Origin of the sequence: Streptomyces sp. NPDC005925 (assembly GCF_040638805.1) — a bacterium.
GTDB lineage: Bacteria > Actinomycetota > Actinomycetes > Streptomycetales > Streptomycetaceae > Streptomyces.
The window spans coordinates 245366-265987 of sequence record NZ_JBEXVL010000001.1; the positions used below are offsets into that span (position 1 = coordinate 245366).

Here is a 20622-nt window from a genome sequence, read left to right on the forward strand (position 1 = left end):
GGCGTCGCCGTCGACACCTGTCCCGTCGCGCCCAAGCGGCGGCGCCGCCCGGACCGGCCGGTGCCCGAGCAGAAACGGAAGCCACTGCTCGCGCACGTCACCGGCCCCGAGGACCGCGTGAGGTGCCCGGCCTCCGAAGCCGGGCACCTCACGCGTGGACCCGCCGTGCCCGCGACCCGGATGAGGGTGGCCGACCGGCACGGCGGGCAGGGCGCGGACCGCGGCGGTGTGCGAGCCAGTGCGGTGGTGGAGGTCCGGGGGGCTGCTTCCCGACCTGAGGGAAGCAGCCCCCCGGACCGTCGCACCCGCCGCGGTCCCGCCCCGGCCGGCCACGATCCCGGCCGATCCCGACGCCGGTCTCCCCCCTCCTCGCCCTCTCCCCCGTGACTCGTCCGACGGCACGAAAAGGCGGCCCCCTCCCTTCCGGGACGGGGCCGCCCCCAGTGGCACACAGGGCACCCGGGACGCGCGGCGGGGCCGGTCAGACCTGCAACGCCCTGATCGCGGTCGGGGCGTGCCCCGGCTCCGTGGCGAGCTCCTCGAACTCCACGACGTCGCCGATGTCGTTGGTGGCCGACATGGAGATGTTGGTGACGCGCTCAAGGATCGCCTCCACGACGACCGGGACGCGGTACTGGGCGGCGAGCTTCTTGGCCCGCTCGAGGGCGGCGCCGAGTTCGGCCGGGTCGGTCACGCGGATCGCCCTGCATCCCAGCCCTTCGGCGACCATGACGTGGTCGACGCCGTACACGCCCAGCTCGGGAGTGTTGATGTTCTCGAACTCCAGGCTGACCTGGAAGTCGATCGCGAAGGCCCGCTGCGCCTGGCGGATCAGGCCGAGGTAGGCGTTGTTGACCAGGACGTGCACGTACGGGATGCGGTGCTGGGCACCGACCGCGAGTTCCTCGATCATGAACTGGAAGTCGTAGTCGCCGGACAGGGCCACGACCTGGGCCTCGGGGTCGGCCTTGGCCACCCCCAGCGCCGCCGGGACGGTCCAGCCGAGCGGGCCCGCCTGGCCGCAGTTGATCCAGTGGCGCGGCCGGTGGACGTGCAGCAGTTGCGCCCCGGCGATCTGGGAGAGGCCGATGGTGGAGACGTACCGGGTTTCGGGGCCGAAGGCCTTGTTCATCTCCTCGTACACGCGCTGCGGCTTGATCGGGATGTCGTCGAAGTGCGTACGGCGCTGCAGCCCGGCCCTCTTCCGCTGCGCGGCGGCGGCCCAGTCGGAGCGGTCGGGCAGCCGGCCCGCCGCCTTCAGTTCCCGGGCCACTGCCACGAACAGCTCCAGGGCGGCCCCGGCGTCGGAGGCGATGCCGTAGTCGGGAGGGAAGATCCTGCCGATCTGGGTGGGCTCGATGTCGACGTGGACGAAGGTCCGGCCGGCGGTATAGACGTCCAGCCTGCCGGTGTGGCGGTTGGCCCAGCGGTTGCCGATGCCGAGGACGAAGTCGGACTCCAGGAAGGTCGCGTTGCCGTAGCGGTGCGAGGTCTGGAGCCCGACCATGCCGGCGTTCAGTTCGTGGTCGTCGGGCAGGACGCCCCAGCCCATGAGGGTGGGGACGACGGGCGTCCCGGTCAATTCGGCGAATTCGACGAGGAGTTCCGCGGCGTCGGCGTTGATGATGCCGCCGCCCGCCACGATCAGCGGGCGCTCGGAGGCGTTCAGCATCCCGAGCGCCTTCTCGATCTGGGCGCGGGTGGCGGCCGGCTTGTAGACGGGCAGCGGCTCGTACGTGTCGGGGTCGAACTCGATCTCGGTGAGCTGCACGTCGATCGGCAGGTCGACGAGGACCGGGCCGGGCCGGCCGGAGCGCATCAGGTGGAAGGCCTGCTGGAAGACGCCCGGGACCTGCGCGGCCTCCAGGACGGTGACGGCCGACTTGGTCACCGGCCTGGCGATGGAGGCGATGTCGACGGCCTGGAAGTCCTCCTTGTGGATCACGGAGGTCGGGGCCTGGCCCGTGATGCACAGAATCGGGACGGAGTCGCCGGTCGCGGAGTACAGGCCGGTGATCATGTCGGTGCCGGCCGGTCCCGAGGTGCCGACGCAGACGCCGATGTTGCCGGGGCGGGTGCGGGTGTAGCCCTCGGCCATGTGGGAGGCGCCCTCGACGTGCCGGGCGAGGGTGTGCGTGATGCCCCCCGCGGCCTTGAGCGCCGCGTAGAAGGGGTTGATCGCCGCGCCCGGGACACCGAACGCGTCGGTGATCCCCTCGCGCTTGAGGATCTCAACTGCCGCGCGGGCAGCGGTCATACGAGCCATCGGGTACTCCTGCTTCGGCTGTCGGATACGCACTCCCGTCGCGCCCCGCGATGAGCACTTCCGCCTAGCGGAAAACATTTTCTACTATCTGAAAGAAAGGTAAGCGGGCATGCGAAAGCCGTCAAGGGACGCGCCCGGAGGCACGCCCTCGACGGCTCTCACCCGAGCGGCTCGGCGGTCAGCCCGCGTACCGCTCCCGCAGCTCCACCTTGCGCACCTTCCCGGACACGGTCATCGGGAAGGCGTCGAGGAGGTGCAGACGACTCGGGATCTTGTAGTGGGCGAGCTGTCCGTCGCAGTGGGCCCGCAGCTCGTCCAGACTCGGCGGGTCGGCCGGGTCCCGCGGGATGACGCAGGCCAGGACCTCCTCGCCGTACCGCTCGTGCGGCACGCCCACCACCTGGACGTCCTGGATCTTCGGGTGTCCGTAGAGGAACTCCTCGATCTCGCGCGGGTAGATGTTCTCCCCGCCCCGGATGATCATGTCCTTGATGCGGCCGACGATCTCGACGTAACCGTCCTCGCGCATCACGGCCAGGTCACCCGTGTGCATCCAGCGGCCGGGGTCGATCGACTCGGCGGTCTTCCCCGGCTCGTTCCAGTAGCCGAGCATCACGCTGTAGCCCCGGGTGCACAGCTCGCCCGCCGTGCCGCGCGGCAGGGTCGCGCCCGTCGCCGGGTCGACGACCTTGACCTCGATGTGCGGCAGGACCCGGCCGACCGTGCCGGTGCGGTGCTCGAGGTCGTCGTCCATGCGGGTCTGGAGCGACACCGGCGAGGTCTCCGTCATGCCGTAGCAGATGGAGACCTCCTCCATGTGCATCTCGGCGACCACCCGCTTCATCACCTCCACCGGGCAGGGCGAGCCCGCCATGATGCCGGTGCGCAGCGAGGTGAGGTCGTAGCTCGCGAAGTCGGGGAGGGTGAGCTCGGCGATGAACATGGTGGGGACGCCGTAGAGGGAGGTGCAGCGTTCCCGTTCCACGGCCTCCAGGGTGGCCCTCGGTTCGAAGGACGGTGCCGGGATGACGATGCAGGCGCCGTGCGAGGTGGCCGCCAGGTTGCCCATGACCATGCCGAAGCAGTGGTAGAAGGGCACGGGTACGCACACCCGGTCCTGCTCGGAGTAGCCGATGGTGCGGCCCACCCAGTAGCCGTTGTTGAGGATGTTGTGGTGGGAGAGCGTGGCGCCTTTCGGGAAGCCGGTGGTGCCCGAGGTGTACTGGATGTTGATCGGGTCGTCGCAGCTCAACCCGGCCTGCGCCGCGACGAGTCGCTCCTGCGGTACGCGGGCGGCGGCCGCCGTCAGCGCGTCCCAGGTGCGGTCGCCGATGTAGACGACCGTGCGCAGGTCGGGGCAGGCGCCGCGCACCTGTTCGATCAGGGCCCGGTAGTCGCTGCTCTTGTGGGACTGCGACGCGATCAGCAGGGAGATCCCGGACTGCCCGAGGACGTACTGCAGCTCGTGCGCCCGGTAGGCCGGGTTGATGTTGACCAGGATCGCGCCGATGCGGGCGGTGGCGTACTGCACGAGCACCCACTCGGGGCAGTTGACCGCCCAGATGCCCACCCGGTCGCCCTTGGCGATGCCCTCGGCGAGCAGCCCGCGCGCCACCTCGTCCACGGCCGCGCCGAACGCGGAGTACGTCCAGCGCCGCCCCGACACCACGTCCACTAGGGCCTCGCGGCCGGGGAACGCGGCGACGGCACGGTCCAGGCCGGCGCCGATGGTGTCGCCGAGGAGCGGCACCTCGCTCGTGCCGTGGGTGTAGGACAGGTCGTCGGTCACCGGAAGTCCTCCTCGCGGTACTCGTTGTCGGAGCCGGCGGCCGTGGCCTCGCGCAGCTCGATGCGGCGGATCTTCCCCGACACCGTCTTGGGCAGCTCGCCGAACTCCAGCCGGCGGACGCGCTTGTAGGGCGCGAGGGCCCGGCGGGAGTGCTCGAACAGCACCTTCGCGGTGTCCGGTCCGGGCTGCCAGCCCTCCGCGAGTACGACGTACGCCTTCGGGACGGCGAGCCGCAGCGCGTCCGGGGCCGGTACGACGGCGGCCTCGGCGACCGCCTCGTGCTCGAGCAGGGCGCTCTCCAGCTCGAACGGGGAGATCTTGTAGTCGGACGCCTTGAACACGTCGTCGGCGCGGCCCACGTACGTGAGGTGGCCGTCGGCGTCGCGGGAGCCGATGTCGCCGGTGCGGTAGTAGCCGCCCGCCATGGCCTCGGCGGTCTTCCCGGGGTCGCCGTGGTAGCCGGCCATCAGGCCGACCGGCCGCTCGGAGAGGTCGAGGGCGATCTCCCCCTCGGTGGCGCCGGGCTCGCCGGTGGCCGGGTCGAGGAGTTCGACGCGGTAGCCGGGGCTGGGGCGGCCCATGGAGCCGGTCTTGAGGGCCTGCCCCGGGCTGTTGGCGACCTGCACGGCGGTCTCGGTCTGCCCGAAGCCGTCCCGGACGGTGACGCCCCAGGCCCGCCGGACCCGTTCGATGACCTCCGGGTTGAGGGGTTCACCGGCGGCCACGGCCTCGCGGGGCCTGTTCCGCAGCTGGCCGAGGTCGGCCTGGATGAGCATGCGCCACACCGTCGGCGGGGCGCAGAAGGTGGTGACGCCGGCGCGGTCCATCTCCGACATCAGCCGGGCCGCGTCGAACCGCGTGTAGTTGTGGATGAAGACGGTCGCCTCCGCGTTCCACGGCGCGAACAGGTTCGACCATGCGTGCTTGGCCCAGCCGGGCGAGGAGATGTTCAGGTGCACGTCACCGGGCTTGAGGCCGATCCAGTACATGGTGGCCAGATGGCCGATCGGGTACGAGGTGTGGGTGTGCTCGACCAGCTTGGGGCGGGCGGTGGTGCCGGAGGTGAAGTACAGCATCAGCGGGTCGTCGGCCGCGGTGGGCCCGTCCGGGGTGAACCCGCCGGGTGCGGCACGGGCGTCCTCGTACGCCAGCCAGCCGGGTGCGGCGGCCGCTCCGACGGCGATACGGGTGTAGTCGCCGGGCACGTCGTCGAACTTGGCGGTGTCGGCGTCCCGGACGACGACATGGGCGATCCGGCCGCGGTCCACGCGGTCGCGCAGGTCGGCGGGGCCGAGCAGCGGGGTCGCCGGGATGACGACGGCGCGCAGCTTCATCGCGGCGAGGGCCGTCTCCCACAGTTCGAGCTGGTTGCCGAGCATCACCAGCACCCGGTCCCCGGCGCGCACGCCGTGCCCGCGCAGCCAGTTCGCGACGCGGTCGGAGCGGGCGGACAACTCGGCGAAGGACAGCTTCGCCTCGGCGCCGTCCTCCTCGACGATGTGCAGGGCGGTCCGGTCGTTGCCGGCGGCGATGACGTCGAACCAGTCCAGCGCCCAGTTGAAGTGCGCGGGCCGGGGCCAGGTGAAGCCGTCGTGGGCCGCGGCCCAGTCCTCGCGGTGCTCCAGCAGGAAGTCCCGTGCCCCGCGGAAGGCGTCCGTCGCCGTCGTCATGTGTCATCCTCTCTGGCCGGCCCGGCCCCGGCGCCGGCCCTGCGGCTCGTTCACGCGCGCGGTGCCGGACCTTGCCGGGCGGCTCTCTGCCATCGTGTAATCCGTGATGCAGGTCTCACTACCCCCGAACGGGGGTGTCCGGACGGCGACCCGCCGGGAGCGGGGTCCGGGCGCTCGCGCCGCACACCGGCACAGGAAGGGCGAGGACGTGGCAGCGGACCCCATGGCAGTGACCGCGGTGGAGATCCGCGGCGCGCTGACACGGCTGCGGCGCACGACCGGGCTGCCGGTCGCGTTCGGCGGCCTGCTGGACACCGGGCAGCGGCAGGTGCGGATCAGTGAGCTGAGCGGCACCGCCACGCAGGCGCTGCGCGCGCTCGCGGTGACCTCGGGCAACGGCCTGGGCGGGAAGGCGGTGGCGCTGTCCCGGCCGTGCGCGGTGACGGACTACGCCGGCTCCCGGCAGATCAGCCACGAGTACGACGCGCCCGTCGCCGCGGAGGGCCTGCGCTCGGTGCTGGCGGTGCCCGTGGTGGTACGGCGCCGGGTGCGCGGCGTGCTCTACGGGGCGCTGCGCACCGCCGAGCCGCTGGGCGACCGGGCGCTGAGCGCGGCCCTGGCCGCGGCGCGGGACGTGGAACAGGCGCTGGTCGTGCGGGAGCAGGCGCTCACCGTGCGGGACGAGGCGGCGGCGCTGCTGGCCTCGGCCCACGCCGAGACCGGCCCCGGCCCGCGGCAGGCGGCCGGCGGGGCGGCCTGGGAGCGGGTGCGGGAGGCGCACGCGGCGCTGCGCGCGCTGGCCCCGCGGATCACCGATCCGGCGTTGCGCGAGGAGCTGCTCGGCGCGTGCGGGCTGCTGGCGGCGGGCCCCGCAGAGCCGGGCCGCCGGGTCCCGCTCGCGCCGCGTGAGGTGGACGTGCTGGCCTGCGTCGCCTCCGGCGTCACCAACGCGGTGGCCGCCGAGCGGCTGGGCCTGAGCCCCGAGACGGTCAAGGGCTATCTGCGGTCGGCGATGCGCAGGCTCGGCACGCGCACGCGGGGCGAGGCCGTCGTGGCGGCCCGCCGGGCGGGCTGGCTCCCCTAGCGGGTGTCCGGCACCTGTTCGTGGCGGCCCGGCGCTGGGCACGCACGCTCGCCGCGTCGCCGACCCGCTCGGGTGACTCCGCCACGAGGGCGCTCCGGCGCCTCGCGGTCGCACGCGCCGGACACCGCTCCCTCACCCGCGCCCGGGTGCCGGACGCCCCCCGGGCCGGGCAGCGGCCAAGGCGTGCCGGGAGGGCGGCCGCGCGGATCGTCCCGGCGCCGCAACGCCGAACGACAGGACCTGGTGCAATTCACTGTGCGGCGTCCCGAAATTCCCGTACCTTGCCCGCTGTTATTTCCCTCACGACCTCGGGAGACCGAAAGGGAAAGAGCTGTTGCCTAATATTGGCCAGGACGCGCCACAGGGAGGGGAGCGGTGACCGTGCGACGGGACTTCAAGGAGCCTGCCAGAAACCGCTCCGAGCAGGTCATCGGCCAGGAGGAGATCCTCGCCGCGGCCCGTGAGCAGCTCGGCCGGGGTGGCAGCGTCCTCCTGCACGGCCCGGCGGGAATAGGCAAGTCGACCGCATTGCGGACACTGGCCGGGGAATATGCCGCCACCGCCCACACCGTGTTGCGCTGCTCGGCGACCGAGTCCGAATCCCATCTGCCGTTCCTGGCGCTGGCCGACCTGTTCGGGCTGGTCCTCGACCGGGTCGCGGGCAGCCTGCCCGCCGCCCAGCGCACCGCCCTGGAGTCCGCCCTGACCGGCCGGGGCGAGTCCACCCTCCAGCGGGACGGCCTCGCGCTGCGCCTCGCTGTGCTGTCCGCGCTGCGCGCGCTGGCCGCCGACGGGCCCGTCCTTGTCGTCGCCGACGACCTCCAGTGGCTGGATCCGGCCAGTGCGGAACTCCTCGGCTTCGCCGCCCGCCGCCTCGGCGACACCCCCGTACAGCTGCTGTACGCGGTGCGCACCGACGGCGAGGAGTACGACCGTCATCTGCGGGCCACCCCGCCCGACACGCTCGCGCTGCGGCTCGGCCCGCTCTCCCGCGGTCAGGTGTCGTCGCTGCTCGACCACCGCGGCTACCGCGGTTTGCCCCGTTCCACGGTGCGGGACATCCACCGCACCAGCGGCGGCAACCCGCTGTTCGCGCTCGAACTGGGCCGGGCCCTCGCCGAGAACCCCACCTCCCCTCGGCCGGGCGAGCCGCTGCCCGTGCCGACGTCGCTGCGCGCCCTGGTGCTCAGCCGGCTGCGGATGCTGTCCGCGGAGGCCCGCCGCACGCTGCTGGTGGCCAGCGCGGGCGCCCGGCCCACGCTGGCGCTGCTGCACGCGGCCGGCCGGGACGGCGCCGAGGCCGAGACCGCGCAGGCCGCCGAGCTGGGCCTGCTCGCCACCGAGCCGGAGGGCCCCGCCGTACGGTTCGCGCATCCGCTGATCTCCGCCGCGCTGTACGCGGACGCGCCCGCGCAGGAGCGGCGGGCCGTGCACGCCGCGCTGTCCACGGCCGCCTCCGACCCCATCGAACGGGCCCGGCACCTGGCGCTCGCCACCACCGGCACCGATCCGGACGTGGCCGCCCGGCTCGGTGAGGCCGCCGCGCTGGCCCGGGACCGCGGTGCCCCGTCGGTGGCCGCCTCGCTGGGCCTGCTCGCCGCCCGGCACACGCCCGCCGACGGTGCGCCCGCGCCCGACGAGCGGCGGCTGCAGGCCGCGGAGGACGCCATCACCGCCGGTGAGGTCGACCTCGCCCGGCACATCGCCCGCGACGTGCTGACCCGGGCCACCGTGCCCGCCGACCGGGTGCGGGCCTGGATGGTGGTCGTGGAGGCCGCCGGGCAGGCCCTCGGCGACGTCGACGCGGTGTTCCCGCAGGCGCTCGCCGACGCCGGCGACGACCCGCGGCTGCTCGCCCAGGTCCACTACCAGCTGGCCTGGCGAGGCCTCGTCGTGGAGGGCGACTTCGAGGAGGGCCGGCGGGAGGCCGCGCACGCCGCGGAGCTCGCCGCGCGGGCCGGCGACCGGCGCACCGAGCTGATGGCGCTGTCCTTCCAGTCGCAGACCGAGACCCTGATGGGTCATCCGGACGCGCCCGTCACCATCAAACGCGCCCTGATGGAACCGCAGGACCCGCAGGTGGCGTGCCATCACAACGGCGCCGGCTCGGCGCGCTTCCGCTGGCTCATCATGAGCGACCAGCTGACCGAGGCCCGCACCACCGTGACCGCCCTGCTGCGCGAGGCGCGGCGGCGCGGCATGGTCGAGAGCGAGGTGCACTACGTGCGCATGCTCGCCGAGACCGAGTTGCGCGCCGGCCACTGCGGCCGGGCCCTCGACCTGGCCCGCGAAAGTCTGCGGCTGGCCCGGGACTGCGGCATCGGCGAGGTGCCCTCCGCGCTGCTCACCTCCCTGTCGGAGGCCTCCGGCGGCGACGTGGACCGTGCCATGGCGCTGGCCCGGGAGGCGGTCGAGCAGGCCGAGGGGGACGGCGACCAGATGTACGTCTCGCGCGCCCTGGCCGCCCTCGGGTACGCGCAGCTGGTGGCCGGGGACACGGCGGGCACGGTCCGTTCGCTGCGCCGGGTGCGGGAGCTGGAGCACGGCCTCGGCATCACCGACCCGGCCCGCGGCCGCTGGCAGGCCGACCTCGCCGAGGCGCTGGTGCGCGTCGGCGAACCCGACGAGGCGCAGGAACTCGTCGACGTCACCCGCGAGCAGGCGGTGCGGCTGTCCCGCGACAGTGTGGTGGCCACCCTGGACCGCGCCGAGGCCCTGATCCGGGCGGCACGCGGCGACCACGACGCGGCCGTCGCCCAGTTGACCGCGGCGCGGGACTGGCTGGCCCGGCTGGGTTCCGGCCTCGAGGAGGCGCGGGCCGCGTTCTCGCTGGCGGCGCTGCGCGCCCCCGTGCCCGGCGGCCCCGCGTCCTACGACGAGGCGGCCCGGCTCATGCGCCGCTGCCGCGCCCTGCCCTGGCTGAGACAGGTCGACGCGGCGGCAGCGGTGAGCCCCGCCGCGCCGCAGCCCGCGCCGGCCGTCGGGGCGGACGGCCTGGAGGGCCTCGCCTCGATGGAGCGTCAGGTCGCCTCCCTGGTCATGGAGGGCGCGACCAACCGGGAGATCGCCGCGCGCCTGTTCATCAGCGTCAAAACCGTCGAAGCCACCCTGACCCGGGTCTACCGCAAGCTGGGGATCCGGTCGCGGGTGGACATCGTCCGACTGGCGGCGGGCCGCCGCTCCGGCTGAGGTGCCGCACGGCGCGGCGCTCTGCCGCTCCGCCGAGGATGCCACGCGCCCACCCGCGGACGACCGAGGGTTTTCCCTGCCCCAACTCCCTTAGGGGCTTCCCTCATTGGGGTCCCGCGGCCCTGCTCCTAGCGTGAAGTCGTGCCGCTCGCCCGGGCATAACGGGAGTCGTACCCGAGGCTCCTGTGCAACCCCCCACACCCGTGCGACCCCCCACCGGCCTCACCTGAGGAGACCTCATGTTCGGGCTCAACCGCGCAAGACGTGCCGCCGCCGCCATAGCCGCGACCGCCGCCGCGACCTTCGCCACCGCCCTGCTCGTCGCCCCCGGCGCCTCGGCCGCCCCGCAGCCCATCGTGGGCGGGACGACGACCACGACGTCGTCGTACCCCTTCATGATGCAGATCACGGACTCCGGCCAGAACCAGTTCTGCGGCGGCACCCTGGTCTCCCCCACCAAGGTCGTCACGGCCGCGCACTGCATGGTCGGCGAGACCACCAGCAGCGTCCGCGTGGTCGGCGGCCGCACGTACCTGAACGGCACCAACGGCACCGTCGCCCGCGTCAGCAGGATCTGGATCAACCCGGGCTACACCGACGCCACCAACGGCGACGACGTGGCCGTCCTGACGCTGTCGACGTCGATGCCGTACGCCACGGCCGGGTACGTCTCCTCCGGCCAGACCTCGGTGTACGCGGCCGGCACCACGGCCCGCATCCTCGGCTGGGGCACCACCTCTTCCGGCGGCAGCTCCTCCAACCAGCTGCGCACCGCGACCGTGCCGATCACGTCGGACTCCACCTGCGCCGGTGCCTACGGCAGCGACTTCGTCCAGAGCGACATGGTGTGCGCCGGATACTCCTCCGGCGGCGTGGACACCTGCCAGGGCGACAGCGGCGGGCCCCTGCTCGTCGGGGGCGTCCTGGCCGGGATCACCTCCTGGGGCGAGGGCTGCGCCGAGGCCGGTTTCCCGGGCGTGTACACCCGGCTGACGACCTTCTCCAACCTGGTGACGCAGCAGGTCAACTCGTAGGCGTCCCAGAGTCTCCTGAGTAATCCTCAGGTCAGACCAGGGGGCGTTGCGGGCCTCCACGAGCGGCCCGCAACGCCCCCTATCCATGTGATCGGCCCGGTGACGGGCACCCCGTGGGGCCGGTCGTCGTGCGGCGGCCCGCACCCGCTTCGCCCGCTCCGGCCGCGCGTGTCGCCGATCAACCGCGCGGGCCGCCGCACGACGACCGGCCCGGGCGGGTCGGCACGGTGACCGGCCGCGGGAAGTGAGCGCGGCGCCTGCCGGACACGGGGCTCACGGAGTCCTTGCGCGCCGGGGACGCCCCCGTTCCCTACGATCGTCCCGTGGTCACCTTCCTCGTCGAACGCACCGCTCCCCTTCCACCCGCCGAGGCCTGGCGGCGGATCACCGAGTGGCCCCGGCACGGGGACGTGGTCCCGCTGACGCGGGTCACCGTGCTCACGCCGCCGCCCACCGCCGTGGGCACGGTCTTCGTGGCCCGTACGGGCGTCGGGCCGCTGGCGTTCGCCGACCCCATGGAGGTCACGGTCTGGCGCCCGCCGCACGGCGGCGAGCCGGGCCTGTGCCGGCTGGAGAAGCGGGGCCGGCTGGTCAGGGGCTGGGCGGAGCTGGAGGTGCGTCCCGCACCCGGCGGCACGGCCCGGGTGCTCTGGCGGGAGGAACTCGGCGTCCGCTTCCTGCCGCCCCTGTTCGACGGCGTCCTGCACGCCTCGGCCCGCAGGGTCTTCGGCCGCGCGGCGCACCGCCTCCTCACCATGCCGTGAACGTGCCGTGAGCCCCGCGCCGGGCAGGTGCCCCCGAGGCCCCGTCAGGCCACCGGACCGACACGCCCCGCCGGACCCGCCGGACCCGGCGCACCGTCGTGGTGGATGGGCGTGTGTGCCCCCGTCAGGGACACCCCGCTGCCCCCGCGGCGGCTCGCGACGATCTCCGCAGCGATCGACAGCGCCGTCTCCTCGGGGGTGCGGGCGCCGAGGTCCAGGCCGATGGGCGACCTCAGGCGGGCCAGCTCCCCGTCCGTGAGGCCCACCTCGCGCAGCCGCCGGTCGCGGTCCAGGTGGGTGCGGCGGGACCCCATCGCGCCGACGTAGGCGACCGGCATCCGCAGCGCGAGCTTCAGCAGCGGTACGTCGAACTTGGCGTCGTGGGTCAGCACGCACAGCACGGTGCGCGCGTCGACCCGCGTGCGCTGGAGGTACTCGTGCGGCCACTCGACGACGATCTCGTCGGCCTCCGGGAAACGCGCCCGCGTCGCGAACACCGGCCGCGCGTCGCACACCGTGACGTGATGGCCGAGGAACTTCCCGACGCGGACCAGCGCCGACGCGAAGTCGATCGCGCCGAAGACGATCATCCGGGGCGGCGGTACGGACGACTCCACCAGCACCGTGACCGGCCGCCCGCACCGCGACCCCTCCTCACCGATCTCCAGGGTGCCGGTGCGGCCCGAGTCCAGGAAGGCGCCCGCCTCCGCGGCCGCCGTGCGGTCCAGCTCCGGCTCGCCGCCGAAGCCGCCCTCGCGGGAGCCGTCGGGACGTACCAGGAGCGCCCGGCCCATCAGTGGCGCGGGGCCCGACACGATCCGGGCCAGGGCCGCCGTCCCCCCTCCGGCGGCGGTCGCGAGGGCGGCCGCCACCGCCGGCCGGGCGGGGTCGTCCGCCCGGACCGGGGTGACCAGGACGTCGATGACGCCGCCGCAGGTCAGTCCGACGGCGAAGGCGTCGTCGTCGCTGTAGCCGAAGCTCTCCAGGACGCTCTCTCCGTCGTCCAGGGCCTGCCGGCACAGCTCGTACACCGCGCCTTCCACGCACCCGCCGGAGACCGACCCGATCGCCGTGCCGTCGGCGTCCACCGCGAGCGCGGCACCGGGCCGGCGGGGCGCGCTGCCGCCGACGGCCACCACGGTGGCGACGGCGAAGTCACGGCCCTGCTCGACCCACCGGTTCAGCTCCTCGGCGATGTCCAGCATCTGTCGGTCTCCTTCAGCGGTTGCGGGGCGGGCTCCCGGCAGGACGCCACTGTGCCGTCACGGCCTAGTGGACGCCCAGCCAGGCCTCGATCGGACGGAGGGCGAAGTACACCAGGAACACGGCCGTCAGGACCCACAGGAAGGGGCCCGTCTCGCGCACCTTGCCCTGGGCGGTCTTGATGGCGACGTAGGAGATCACTCCGGCGGCGACACCGGTGGTGATGGTGTACGTGAACGGCATGAGCACGACCGTCAGGAACACCGGAATGGCGGTGGCCCGGTCGGCCCAGTCGACGTGCCGGGCGTTCATCAGCATCATCGCGCCGATGACGACGAGCGCGGCGGACGCGACCTCCTGCGGGACGAGCGCCGTCAGCGGTGTGAAGAACAGGCAGGCCGCGAAGAACAGGCCGGTGACGACCGAGGCGAGCCCGGTGCGCGCGCCCTCGCCGACACCGGTCGCCGACTCGATGAACACGGTCTGTCCCGAGCCGCCGGACACGCCGCCGATCGCGCCGCCCGCCCCGTCGATGAACAGCGCCCTGGACAGGCCCGGCATGCGGCCCCTGCCGTCGGCGAGTTCCGCCTCGGTGCCGACGCCGATGATGGTGGCCATCGCGTCGAAGAACCCGGCGAGCACGAGCGTGAACACGATCATGCCGACGGTCATCGCGCCGACCTCGCCCCAGCCTCCGAACTCCACGTCGCCGAACAGCGAGAAGTCGGGCACGGACAGCGCGCCGCCGTGCAGCTCGGGCGGGCCGGCCGCCCACTGCTCGGGATGCACGACCCCGGCGGCGTTCAGCACGGCCGCGACGACCGTGCCGGCGACGAGGCCGACGAGGATGGCGCCGGGGACGTTCCGCGCCTGGAGCACGAAGATCAGCAGCAGGGTGCCGGCGAACAGCAGGACCGGCCAGCCGGCCAGCTCACCGGCGGGGCCGAGGGTGACCGGGGTGGCCTCGCCCTGGTGGACGAAGCCGGACTTGTAGAAGCCGATGAGGGCGATGAACAGGCCGATGCCCATGGTGATGGCGTGCTTCAGCGCAAGCGGGATCGCGTTCATGATCATCTCGCGCAGGCCGGTGACGACCAGCAGCATGATGACGACGCCGTACATCACGCACATGCCCATGGCCTGTGGCCAGGTCATCGCGGGCGCGACCTGCGAGGCGAGCACTCCGGAGACGGAGAGACCGGCGGCGAGGGCGAGCGGCACCCTGCCGACGAACCCCATCAGCAGCGTGCTGAGGGCCGCCGCGAACGCGGTGGCGGTGATCAGGGCCCGCTGTCCGAGCGTGTTCCCGGCGGCGTCCTCGCCGGACAGGATCACGGGGTTCAGCAGGAGGATGTACGCCATCGCCATGAAGGTGGTGACGCCGCCGCGCACCTCGCGCGCGACCGTGGAGCCGCGCCGGGTGATGTGGAAGTACCGGTCGAGCCGGGACCGGCCGGCCGGGACGCGGCTGCCGTCACCCGCGTCGTCGGCGACAGCCTTCGGTTCCAGGGACTGCTGGGGCATGTGGGTCATGTGGGCCTGCTCCCAAGGTTCACAGGGACACCCGCTCCTCGCGCTCACGCGGTCACGGGATTTGGGAAGGTGTTCCGGCCGCACGACCCGGGGGACGGCCCGAGACGAACGAACTTTCCGTACAGCGGTTTTTCCGTACTCCGGGCGGCGCGGAAGCGTGTGACGTTCCGTGCGCCGCCCGGAGGGTCCCTCAGGCGGTTCCGGTCAGATGCTCCGGCCGGACCGGGGTCCTGTTCAGCTCCAGGCCCGTCGCCTCGCGGATCGCCGCGAGGACCGCCGGGGTGGACGACAGGGTGGGCGCCTCCCCGACGCCGCGCAGCCCGTACGGCGCGTGGTCGTCGGCGAGTTCGAGCACGTCGACGGGGATGGTCGGCGTGTCGAGGATGGTGGGGATGAGGTAGTCCGTGAAGGAGGGGTTCTTGACCTTCGCGGTCTTCGGGTCGACGACGATCTCCTCCATGACCGCCACGCCCAGACCCTGGGTCGTGCCGCCCTGGATCTGCCCGATGACGGACAGCGGGTTGAGGGCCTTGCCGACGTCCTGCGCGCAGGCCAGCTCGATGACCTTGACCAGTCCGAGCTCGGTGTCGACCTCCACGACGGCGCGGTGCGCGGCGAAGGAGTACTGGACGTGCCCGTTGCCCTGCCCGGTGCGCAGGTCGAACGCCTCGGTCGGCCGGTGCCGCCACTCCTCCTCGACCTCGACGGCCTCGCTCTCCAGGACGTCGACGAGGTGGGCGAGGACCTCACCGCCGTCGGTGACGACCTTGCCGCCCTCCAGCAGCAGTTCGGCCGTCGCCCAGGCGGGGTGGTGGGAGCCGAACTTGCGGCGCCCGATCTCCAGCACCTTCTCCCGCACCAGCTCGCACGCGTGCTTGATGGCTCCGCCGGTGACGTACGTCTGACGGGACGCGGAGGTCGAACCGGCCGAGCCCACCTGGGTGTCCGCCGGATGGATGGTGACCTGCGTGACGCCCAGCTCGGTGCGGGCGATCTGCGCGTGGACGGTGACGCCGCCCTGCCCGACCTCCGCCATCGCGGTGTGCACGGTCGCGACGGGTTCCCCGCCGACGACCTCCATGCGCACCCGGGCGGTGGAGTAGTCGTCGAAGCCCTCGGAGAAGCCGACGTTCTTGATGCCGACCGCGTAGCCGACCCCGCGGACGACGCCCTCGCCGTGCGTGGTGTTGGACAGGCCGCCGGGCAGCTGCCGTACGTCGGCGCCCTCGCTGGACTCCCACTGGCGCTCGGGCGGCATCGGCATCGCCTTGACGCGGCGCAGCAGTTCGGCGACCGGGGCGGGCGAGTCGACGCGCTGCCCGGTCGGCATGACCGTGCCCTGCTCCATGGCGTTGAGCCGCCGGAACTCCACCGGGTCCATGCCGAGCTTCTTCGCCAGTTTGTCCATCTGCGCCTCGTAGGCGAAGCACGCCTGGACCGCGCCGAAGCCGCGCATGGCGCCGCAGGGCGGGTTGTTGGTGTAAAGGGCGATGGTCTCGATGTCGACGTCGTCCACGGCGTACGGGCCGACGGACAGGGAGGCGGCGTTGCCGACGACGGCCGGGGAGGCGGAGGCGTACGCGCCGCCGTCCAGCACGATCCGGCACTTCAGGTGGGTGAGCCTGCCGTCCTTGGTCGCGCCGTGCTCGTAGTACAGCTTGGCGGGGTGGCGGTGGACGTGCCCGAAGAAGGACTCGAACCGGTTGTAGACGATCTTGACGGGTTTGCCGGTCCGCAGGGCGAGCAGGCAGGCGTGGATCTGCATGGACAGGTCCTCGCGCCCGCCGAAGGCGCCGCCGACGCCGGACAGCGTCATCCGGACCTTGTCCTCGGGCAGGCCGAGCACGGGCGCCATCTGGCGCAGGTCGGAGTGCAGCCACTGGGTGGCGATGTAGAGGTGGACGCCGCCGTCCTCCTCGGGCACGGCGAGGCCGGACTCGGGGCCGAGGAAGGCCTGGTCCTGCATGCCGAACGTGTACTCGCCCTCCACGATGACGTCCGCCCGCCCGCGGGCCTCGGTGACGTCGCCGCGCACGATGGGCTGGCGGTGGACGATGTTGGGGTGCGGGACGTGCCCGATGTGGTGGTCGTCGCGGTCCTCGTGGACGAGGATCGCGTCCGGCGCGGTCGCGGAGGCCTCGTCGGTGACGAGGGGCAGCTCGCGGTACTCCACCTTGATCTTGGCGGCGGCGCGGCGGGCCGTCTCCGGGTGGTCGGCGGCGACGATGGCGACGGGCTCGCCGTGGTGGCGGACCTTGCCGTGCGCGAGGACCGGGGTGTCGCGGATCTCCAGGCCGTAGTGCTTCACGTCGGCCGGCAGGTCGTCGTACGTCATGACGGCGTACACGCCCGGCAGGGCCAGCGCCTCGCTCGTGTCGAGGGAGACGATCTCGGCGTGCGCGACGGTGGAGCGCAGGATCTGGCCCCAGAGCATGTCCTCGTGCCACATGTCGGACGCGTACGCGAACTCGCCGGTGACCTTGAGGATGCCGTCGGGGCGGAGCGTGGACTCGCCGATGCCGCCCCTGGTCTGCGAACCCTGGGTGATCTTGGTGGGGGTGCCGTTCGGGGAGGACATGATCAGACCGCCTCTCCCTGCCGGGCGGCCGCCAGCCGGACCGCGTCCATGATCTTCTCGTAGCCGGTGCAGCGGCACAGGTTGCCCGACAGCGCCTCGCGGATGTCCGCGTCGCTCGGGTTCGGGTTGCGCTCCAGCATCTCGTCGGCGGCGACCAGCAGGCCGGGCGTGCAGAAGCCGCACTGGACGGCGCCGGCGTCGACGAACGCCTGCTGCACGGGGGACAGTTCGGTGCCCTCGCCGGTCTGCGAGTCCTGGCCGGTGGCGGACCAGGCACTGGCCTCGTCCAGGGAGGTGCCGCGGGCTCCCGTCCCGCATCCCTCGGCGCGCTGCCTGGCGTGGTCGGCGAGCCCTTCGACGGTGACGACCTCGCGGCCCTCGGCCTGGCCGGCGGCGACGAGACACGCGCACACCGGGACGCCGTCGAGTCGGACGGTGCACGAACCGCATTCGCCCTGCTCGCAGGCGTTCTTCGAACCGGGCAGGCCGAGCCGCTCGCGCAGCACGTACAGCAGGGACTCGCCCTCCCACACGTCGTCGGCCTCCTGCGGCCGTCCGTTGACAGTGAAGTTGACGCGCATTACGCAGCTCCCTCCGAGCGGGCGGCGGTGCCGCGGTACGACTCCCAGGTCCAGGTCAGCGTGCGGCGGGCCATGACGCCGACGGCGTGGCGGCGGTAGCTCGCGGTGCCCCGGACGTCGTCGATCGGGTTGCAGGCGCCCGCGCACAGGTCGGCGAACTGCTTGGCGACCGACGGGGTGATGATCTTCCCGTTGTCCCAGAAGCCGCCCTCCTCGAGTGCCGCGTTCAGGAACTCCTCCGCGGCGGTGGCCCGCACGGGCGTGGGCGCGGCCGACCCGATCCCGGTCCGGACCGTACGGCTCTCCGGGTGCAGGGCGATGCCGAAGGCGCACACGGCGATGACCATGGCGTTGCGCGTCCCGACCTTGGAGAACTGCTGCGGGCCGTCCGCCTTCCTGATGTGGACGGCGCGGATCAGCTCGTCGGGGGCGAGCGCGTTGCGCTTCACACCCGTGTAGAAGTCGTCGATGGGGATGCGGCGCGAGCCGCGCACCGACTCGGCCTCGACCTCGGCGCCGGCCGCGAGGAGGGCGGGGTGGGCGTCGCCGGCCGGGGAGGCGGTGCCGAGGTTGCCGCCGACGCCGCCGCGGTTGCGGATCTGCGGTGAGGCGACGGTGTGCGAGGCGAGCGCGAGACCCTGCAGCTCGGCGCGCAGATGATCCATGATCTTCGCGTACGGGACGGACGCGCCGAGCCGGACGTCCTCCTCGCCCACCTCCCACTCGTAGAGGTCGCCGATGCGGTTGAGGTCCAGGAGGTACTCGGGACGTCGGTGGTCGAAGTTGATCTCGACCATCACGTCGGTGCCACCCGCAATCGGCACAGCGGTGGGGTGCTCGGCCTTCGCGGCGAGCGCCTCCTCCCAGCTGGCGGGACGAAGGAAGTCCATTGACCGGCTCTCTTCCAGATCTTGTGGGTCGTTCAGGGGCGAGCCGTCCGGGTGCGGCGGGCACAGCTCGTTCCTGTGCTGTTGACGCCAGGTGGTCTCAGTACACAGTGCCTGCTCCACCGGGGTCAGTCACGGAAACCATGAAGGAGTTGGCTGGCCAGGCCGGGCATCTTGTAGATTCATATGAACGGAGGCCCTCGGACACCTCCTCGTTCTCCTGTGGAATCGCGAGAAAACCCCGCGTGACCTGGGACACGCGCCGGCGGACGGCCAGCACGGCACACCCGCCGCCGAAGGGGCCCGCACCCGAACCCATCCCCCGCACACCCCGAGACAAAGAACGGCGGCGACGAGAATGCGGCTGCGCGCACTGCTGGACACCGACGCGCTGGGCCTGACGCTGCTCGGCGGCGAGGACGAGCTGGACCGCGCCGTACGGGGTGTGATGACCACCGACCTGCGCGACCCCAGCCGCTACCTGTCGGGCGGTGAACTGGTGCTCACGGGCCTCGCCTGGCGCCGCGACGCCGCCGACTCCGAGCCCTTCGTACGCCTCCTGGTGCAGGCCGGGGTGGCGGCACTGGCGGCCGGCGAGGCGGAGCTGAGCGCCGTACCGGACGACCTGATCGAGGCCTGCGCCCGGCACCGCCTGCCCCTGTTCGCGGTGCACGAGTCCGTTGCGTTCGCGACGATCACCGAGCACGTCGTCCGTCAGGTGTCCGGCGAGCGCGCCGGGGACCTCGCGGCGGTCGTGGACCGGCACCGGCGGATGATGACCTCGGGCCCGGCCGGCGGCGGCCCGGACGTCGTCCTCGACCTGCTCGGCTCCGACCTCGACCTGCGGGCCTGGGTGCTCTCCCCCGCCGGACGGCTCGTCGCCGGCCCGAAGGTGGCCGGCCCGGCACTGCCCGCCGACGTGTGCGCCGCTCTCACCGCCGAGCACCTGTCGGCCACCCGCACCGGCCGGCGCGCCCCGCACCGCGTGCTGCTGTCGGGCGCCACCTACTCGCTGTTCCCGGTCCGCACGGGCGCCCCGCAGGCGGACGGGGAGGTGCGCGAGACGGTCCTGTCCGACTGGTTCCTCGCCGTGGAGGCGGACGCGGGCGACTGGCCGGAGGAGCGCCTCGACCTTGTGCACGGAGTCACACAGCTGATCGCGGTCGAGCGGGACCGCCGGGACGCGGCCCGCACCGTCCGCCGCCGCCTGGCGCAGGAGGTGCTGGAGCTGGTGCAGTCGAGCGCGCCGCCGGCCGAGATCGCGGCGCGCCTCAGGGTCGCCGCGCCGGTCCTGCTGCCCGGGCTCGGCGCGGCCCCGCACTGGCAGGTCGTCGTGGCCGGCGTCGACTGGCAGGACAGCGGCATCCACCCGGGCAGGGCGGCCCAGACGCTGCTGGAGGAGATCCTCGTCGACCCCCTGTCGACGGGTGCGGAACCCTCCGACCGCGTCGCGGTGGCCCACACGGGCGAGGAGGCGGTGGCCCTGGTCCCGCTCCCGGCCGTCTCCGCCGAGCACGACGGCTCGGAGACCGGGATCGTCGCCGACACGCTGCTGGAGTCCGTACGGGACCCGCTCTCCGCCGGTCTCGGCGACGACGGCCGCGTCACGCTGGGCGTCAGCGCGCCCGTGCACTCGGCGGAGGGCCTGCGCGGCGCCCTGGAGGAGGCCCGGCACGCCCGGCGCGTCGCCGCGGCCCGGCCCGGCCGGGTCTGCGCCGCGGGCCACCAGGAACTCGCGTCCCACGTCCTTCTCCTGCCGTTCGTCCCCGACGACGTACGCCGCGCCTTCACCGCCCGCCTCCTCGACCCGCTGCGGGAGTACGACTCGCGCCACCGCGCGGAGCTGATCCCCACCCTGGAGGCGTTCCTGGACTGCGACGGCTCCTGGACCCGCTGCGCGGCCCGGTTGCACCTGCACGTCAACACGCTGCGCTACCGGGTCGGAAGAATCGAGCAGTTGACGGGCCGTGACCTGGCACGCCTGGAGGACAAACTGGATTTCTTCCTGGCGTTGCGCATGAGCTGAGGCCCCCCGGAGCGGGCC

Annotated in this window: 13 protein-coding genes; 5 read left to right on the forward strand and 8 right to left on the reverse strand. The window is 73.3% G+C overall.

Features of this window, described 5'->3' with window-relative positions; genetic code table 11:
* Positions 1 to 481 precede the first annotated feature (481 nt).
* From gcl to ABZ354_RS01075, 3 genes are all read right to left on the reverse strand, one after another.
* Positions 482 to 2266 (reverse strand): glyoxylate carboligase, encoded by a 1785-nt coding sequence (gcl, locus tag ABZ354_RS01065; RefSeq protein WP_358651584.1) that lies wholly within the window; start codon positions 2264 to 2266, stop codon positions 482 to 484.
* Between the two features lie 178 nt (positions 2267 to 2444).
* Positions 2445 to 4055, reverse strand: coding sequence for an AMP-binding protein (locus tag ABZ354_RS01070; RefSeq protein ID WP_358651586.1), 1611 nt, complete (start codon positions 4053 to 4055; stop codon positions 2445 to 2447).
* On the reverse strand, positions 4052 to 5725 hold the full coding sequence (locus tag ABZ354_RS01075; protein ID WP_358651588.1) for an AMP-binding protein: 1674 nt from the start codon (positions 5723 to 5725) through the stop codon (positions 4052 to 4054). Before ABZ354_RS01075 ends, ABZ354_RS01070 begins: the two co-directional genes overlap by 4 nt.
* A gap of 223 nt (positions 5726 to 5948) precedes the next feature.
* Here ABZ354_RS01075 and ABZ354_RS01080 point away from each other — a divergent pair, with 223 nt between their 5' ends.
* The 4 genes from ABZ354_RS01080 (at position 5949) to ABZ354_RS01095 (ending at position 11796) form a co-directional block, all read left to right on the forward strand.
* Positions 5949 to 6809: a LuxR C-terminal-related transcriptional regulator gene (locus tag ABZ354_RS01080; RefSeq protein ID WP_358652211.1), complete on the forward strand. Its 861-nt coding sequence runs from the start codon at positions 5949 to 5951 to the stop codon at positions 6807 to 6809.
* Positions 6810 to 7184: 375 nt separating this feature from the next.
* On the forward strand, positions 7185 to 9998 hold the full coding sequence (locus ABZ354_RS01085) for an AAA family ATPase (RefSeq protein ID WP_358651590.1): 2814 nt from the start codon (positions 7185 to 7187) through the stop codon (positions 9996 to 9998).
* A gap of 239 nt (positions 9999 to 10237) precedes the next feature.
* Positions 10238 to 11032 carry a serine protease gene (locus ABZ354_RS01090; RefSeq protein ID WP_358651592.1) on the forward strand — a complete coding sequence of 265 codons (795 nt, stop codon included), beginning with the start codon at positions 10238 to 10240 and terminating at the stop codon, positions 11030 to 11032.
* A gap of 323 nt (positions 11033 to 11355) precedes the next feature.
* Positions 11356 to 11796, forward strand: coding sequence for an SRPBCC family protein (locus ABZ354_RS01095; protein ID WP_358651594.1), 441 nt, complete (start codon positions 11356 to 11358; stop codon positions 11794 to 11796).
* 44 nt (positions 11797 to 11840) lie between these two features.
* Here the strand turns inward: ABZ354_RS01095 and ABZ354_RS01100 are convergent, their stop codons facing one another.
* The 5 genes from ABZ354_RS01100 to ABZ354_RS01120 form a co-directional block, all read right to left on the reverse strand.
* Positions 11841 to 13001 carry an XdhC/CoxI family protein gene (locus ABZ354_RS01100; protein ID WP_358651596.1) on the reverse strand — a complete coding sequence of 387 codons (1161 nt, stop codon included), beginning with the start codon at positions 12999 to 13001 and terminating at the stop codon, positions 11841 to 11843.
* 64 nt (positions 13002 to 13065) lie between these two features.
* Positions 13066 to 14523, reverse strand: a complete 1458-nt coding sequence (locus ABZ354_RS01105) for an NCS2 family permease (RefSeq protein WP_358652213.1) — start codon at positions 14521 to 14523, stop codon at positions 13066 to 13068.
* Between the two features lie 199 nt (positions 14524 to 14722).
* Positions 14723 to 17110 (reverse strand): molybdopterin cofactor-binding domain-containing protein, encoded by a 2388-nt coding sequence (locus tag ABZ354_RS01110; protein WP_358651598.1) that lies wholly within the window; start codon positions 17108 to 17110, stop codon positions 14723 to 14725.
* A 2-nt stretch (positions 17111 to 17112) separates the two neighbouring features.
* Positions 17113 to 17691 carry a (2Fe-2S)-binding protein gene (locus tag ABZ354_RS01115; RefSeq protein ID WP_358651600.1) on the reverse strand — a complete coding sequence of 193 codons (579 nt, stop codon included), beginning with the start codon at positions 17689 to 17691 and terminating at the stop codon, positions 17113 to 17115.
* Entirely contained in the window at positions 17691 to 18581 is an 891-nt protein-coding gene (locus tag ABZ354_RS01120) for an FAD binding domain-containing protein (RefSeq protein ID WP_358651602.1), read from the reverse strand. Before ABZ354_RS01120 ends, ABZ354_RS01115 begins: the two co-directional genes overlap by 1 nt.
* Positions 18582 to 18936: 355 nt before the next feature.
* Here ABZ354_RS01120 and ABZ354_RS01125 point away from each other — a divergent pair, with 355 nt between their 5' ends.
* Positions 18937 to 20604 (forward strand): PucR family transcriptional regulator ligand-binding domain-containing protein, encoded by a 1668-nt coding sequence (locus ABZ354_RS01125; RefSeq protein WP_358651604.1) that lies wholly within the window; start codon positions 18937 to 18939, stop codon positions 20602 to 20604.
* Positions 20605 to 20622 lie beyond the last annotated feature (18 nt).

What these genes read in the sequence shown, in the direction of transcription:
- gcl (WP_358651584.1), bottom strand. Translation starts at nt 2,266, where the DNA reads ATGGCTCGTATGACCGCTGCCCGCGCGGCAGTTGAGATCCTCAAGCGC.
- ABZ354_RS01080 (WP_358652211.1), top strand. Translation starts at nt 5,949, where the DNA reads ATGGCAGTGACCGCGGTGGAGATCCGCGGCGCGCTGACACGGCTGCGG.
- ABZ354_RS01105 (WP_358652213.1), bottom strand. Translation starts at nt 14,523, where the DNA reads ATGCCCCAGCAGTCCCTGGAACCGAAGGCTGTCGCCGACGACGCGGGT.
- ABZ354_RS01115 (WP_358651600.1), bottom strand. Translation starts at nt 17,691, where the DNA reads ATGCGCGTCAACTTCACTGTCAACGGACGGCCGCAGGAGGCCGACGAC.
- ABZ354_RS01075 (WP_358651588.1), bottom strand. Translation starts at nt 5,725, where the DNA reads ATGACGACGGCGACGGACGCCTTCCGCGGGGCACGGGACTTCCTGCTG.
- ABZ354_RS01100 (WP_358651596.1), bottom strand. Translation starts at nt 13,001, where the DNA reads ATGCTGGACATCGCCGAGGAGCTGAACCGGTGGGTCGAGCAGGGCCGT.
- ABZ354_RS01120 (WP_358651602.1), bottom strand. Translation starts at nt 18,581, where the DNA reads ATGGACTTCCTTCGTCCCGCCAGCTGGGAGGAGGCGCTCGCCGCGAAG.
- ABZ354_RS01110 (WP_358651598.1), bottom strand. Translation starts at nt 17,110, where the DNA reads ATGTCCTCCCCGAACGGCACCCCCACCAAGATCACCCAGGGTTCGCAG.
- ABZ354_RS01090 (WP_358651592.1), top strand. Translation starts at nt 10,238, where the DNA reads ATGTTCGGGCTCAACCGCGCAAGACGTGCCGCCGCCGCCATAGCCGCG.
- ABZ354_RS01125 (WP_358651604.1), top strand. Translation starts at nt 18,937, where the DNA reads ATGCGGCTGCGCGCACTGCTGGACACCGACGCGCTGGGCCTGACGCTG.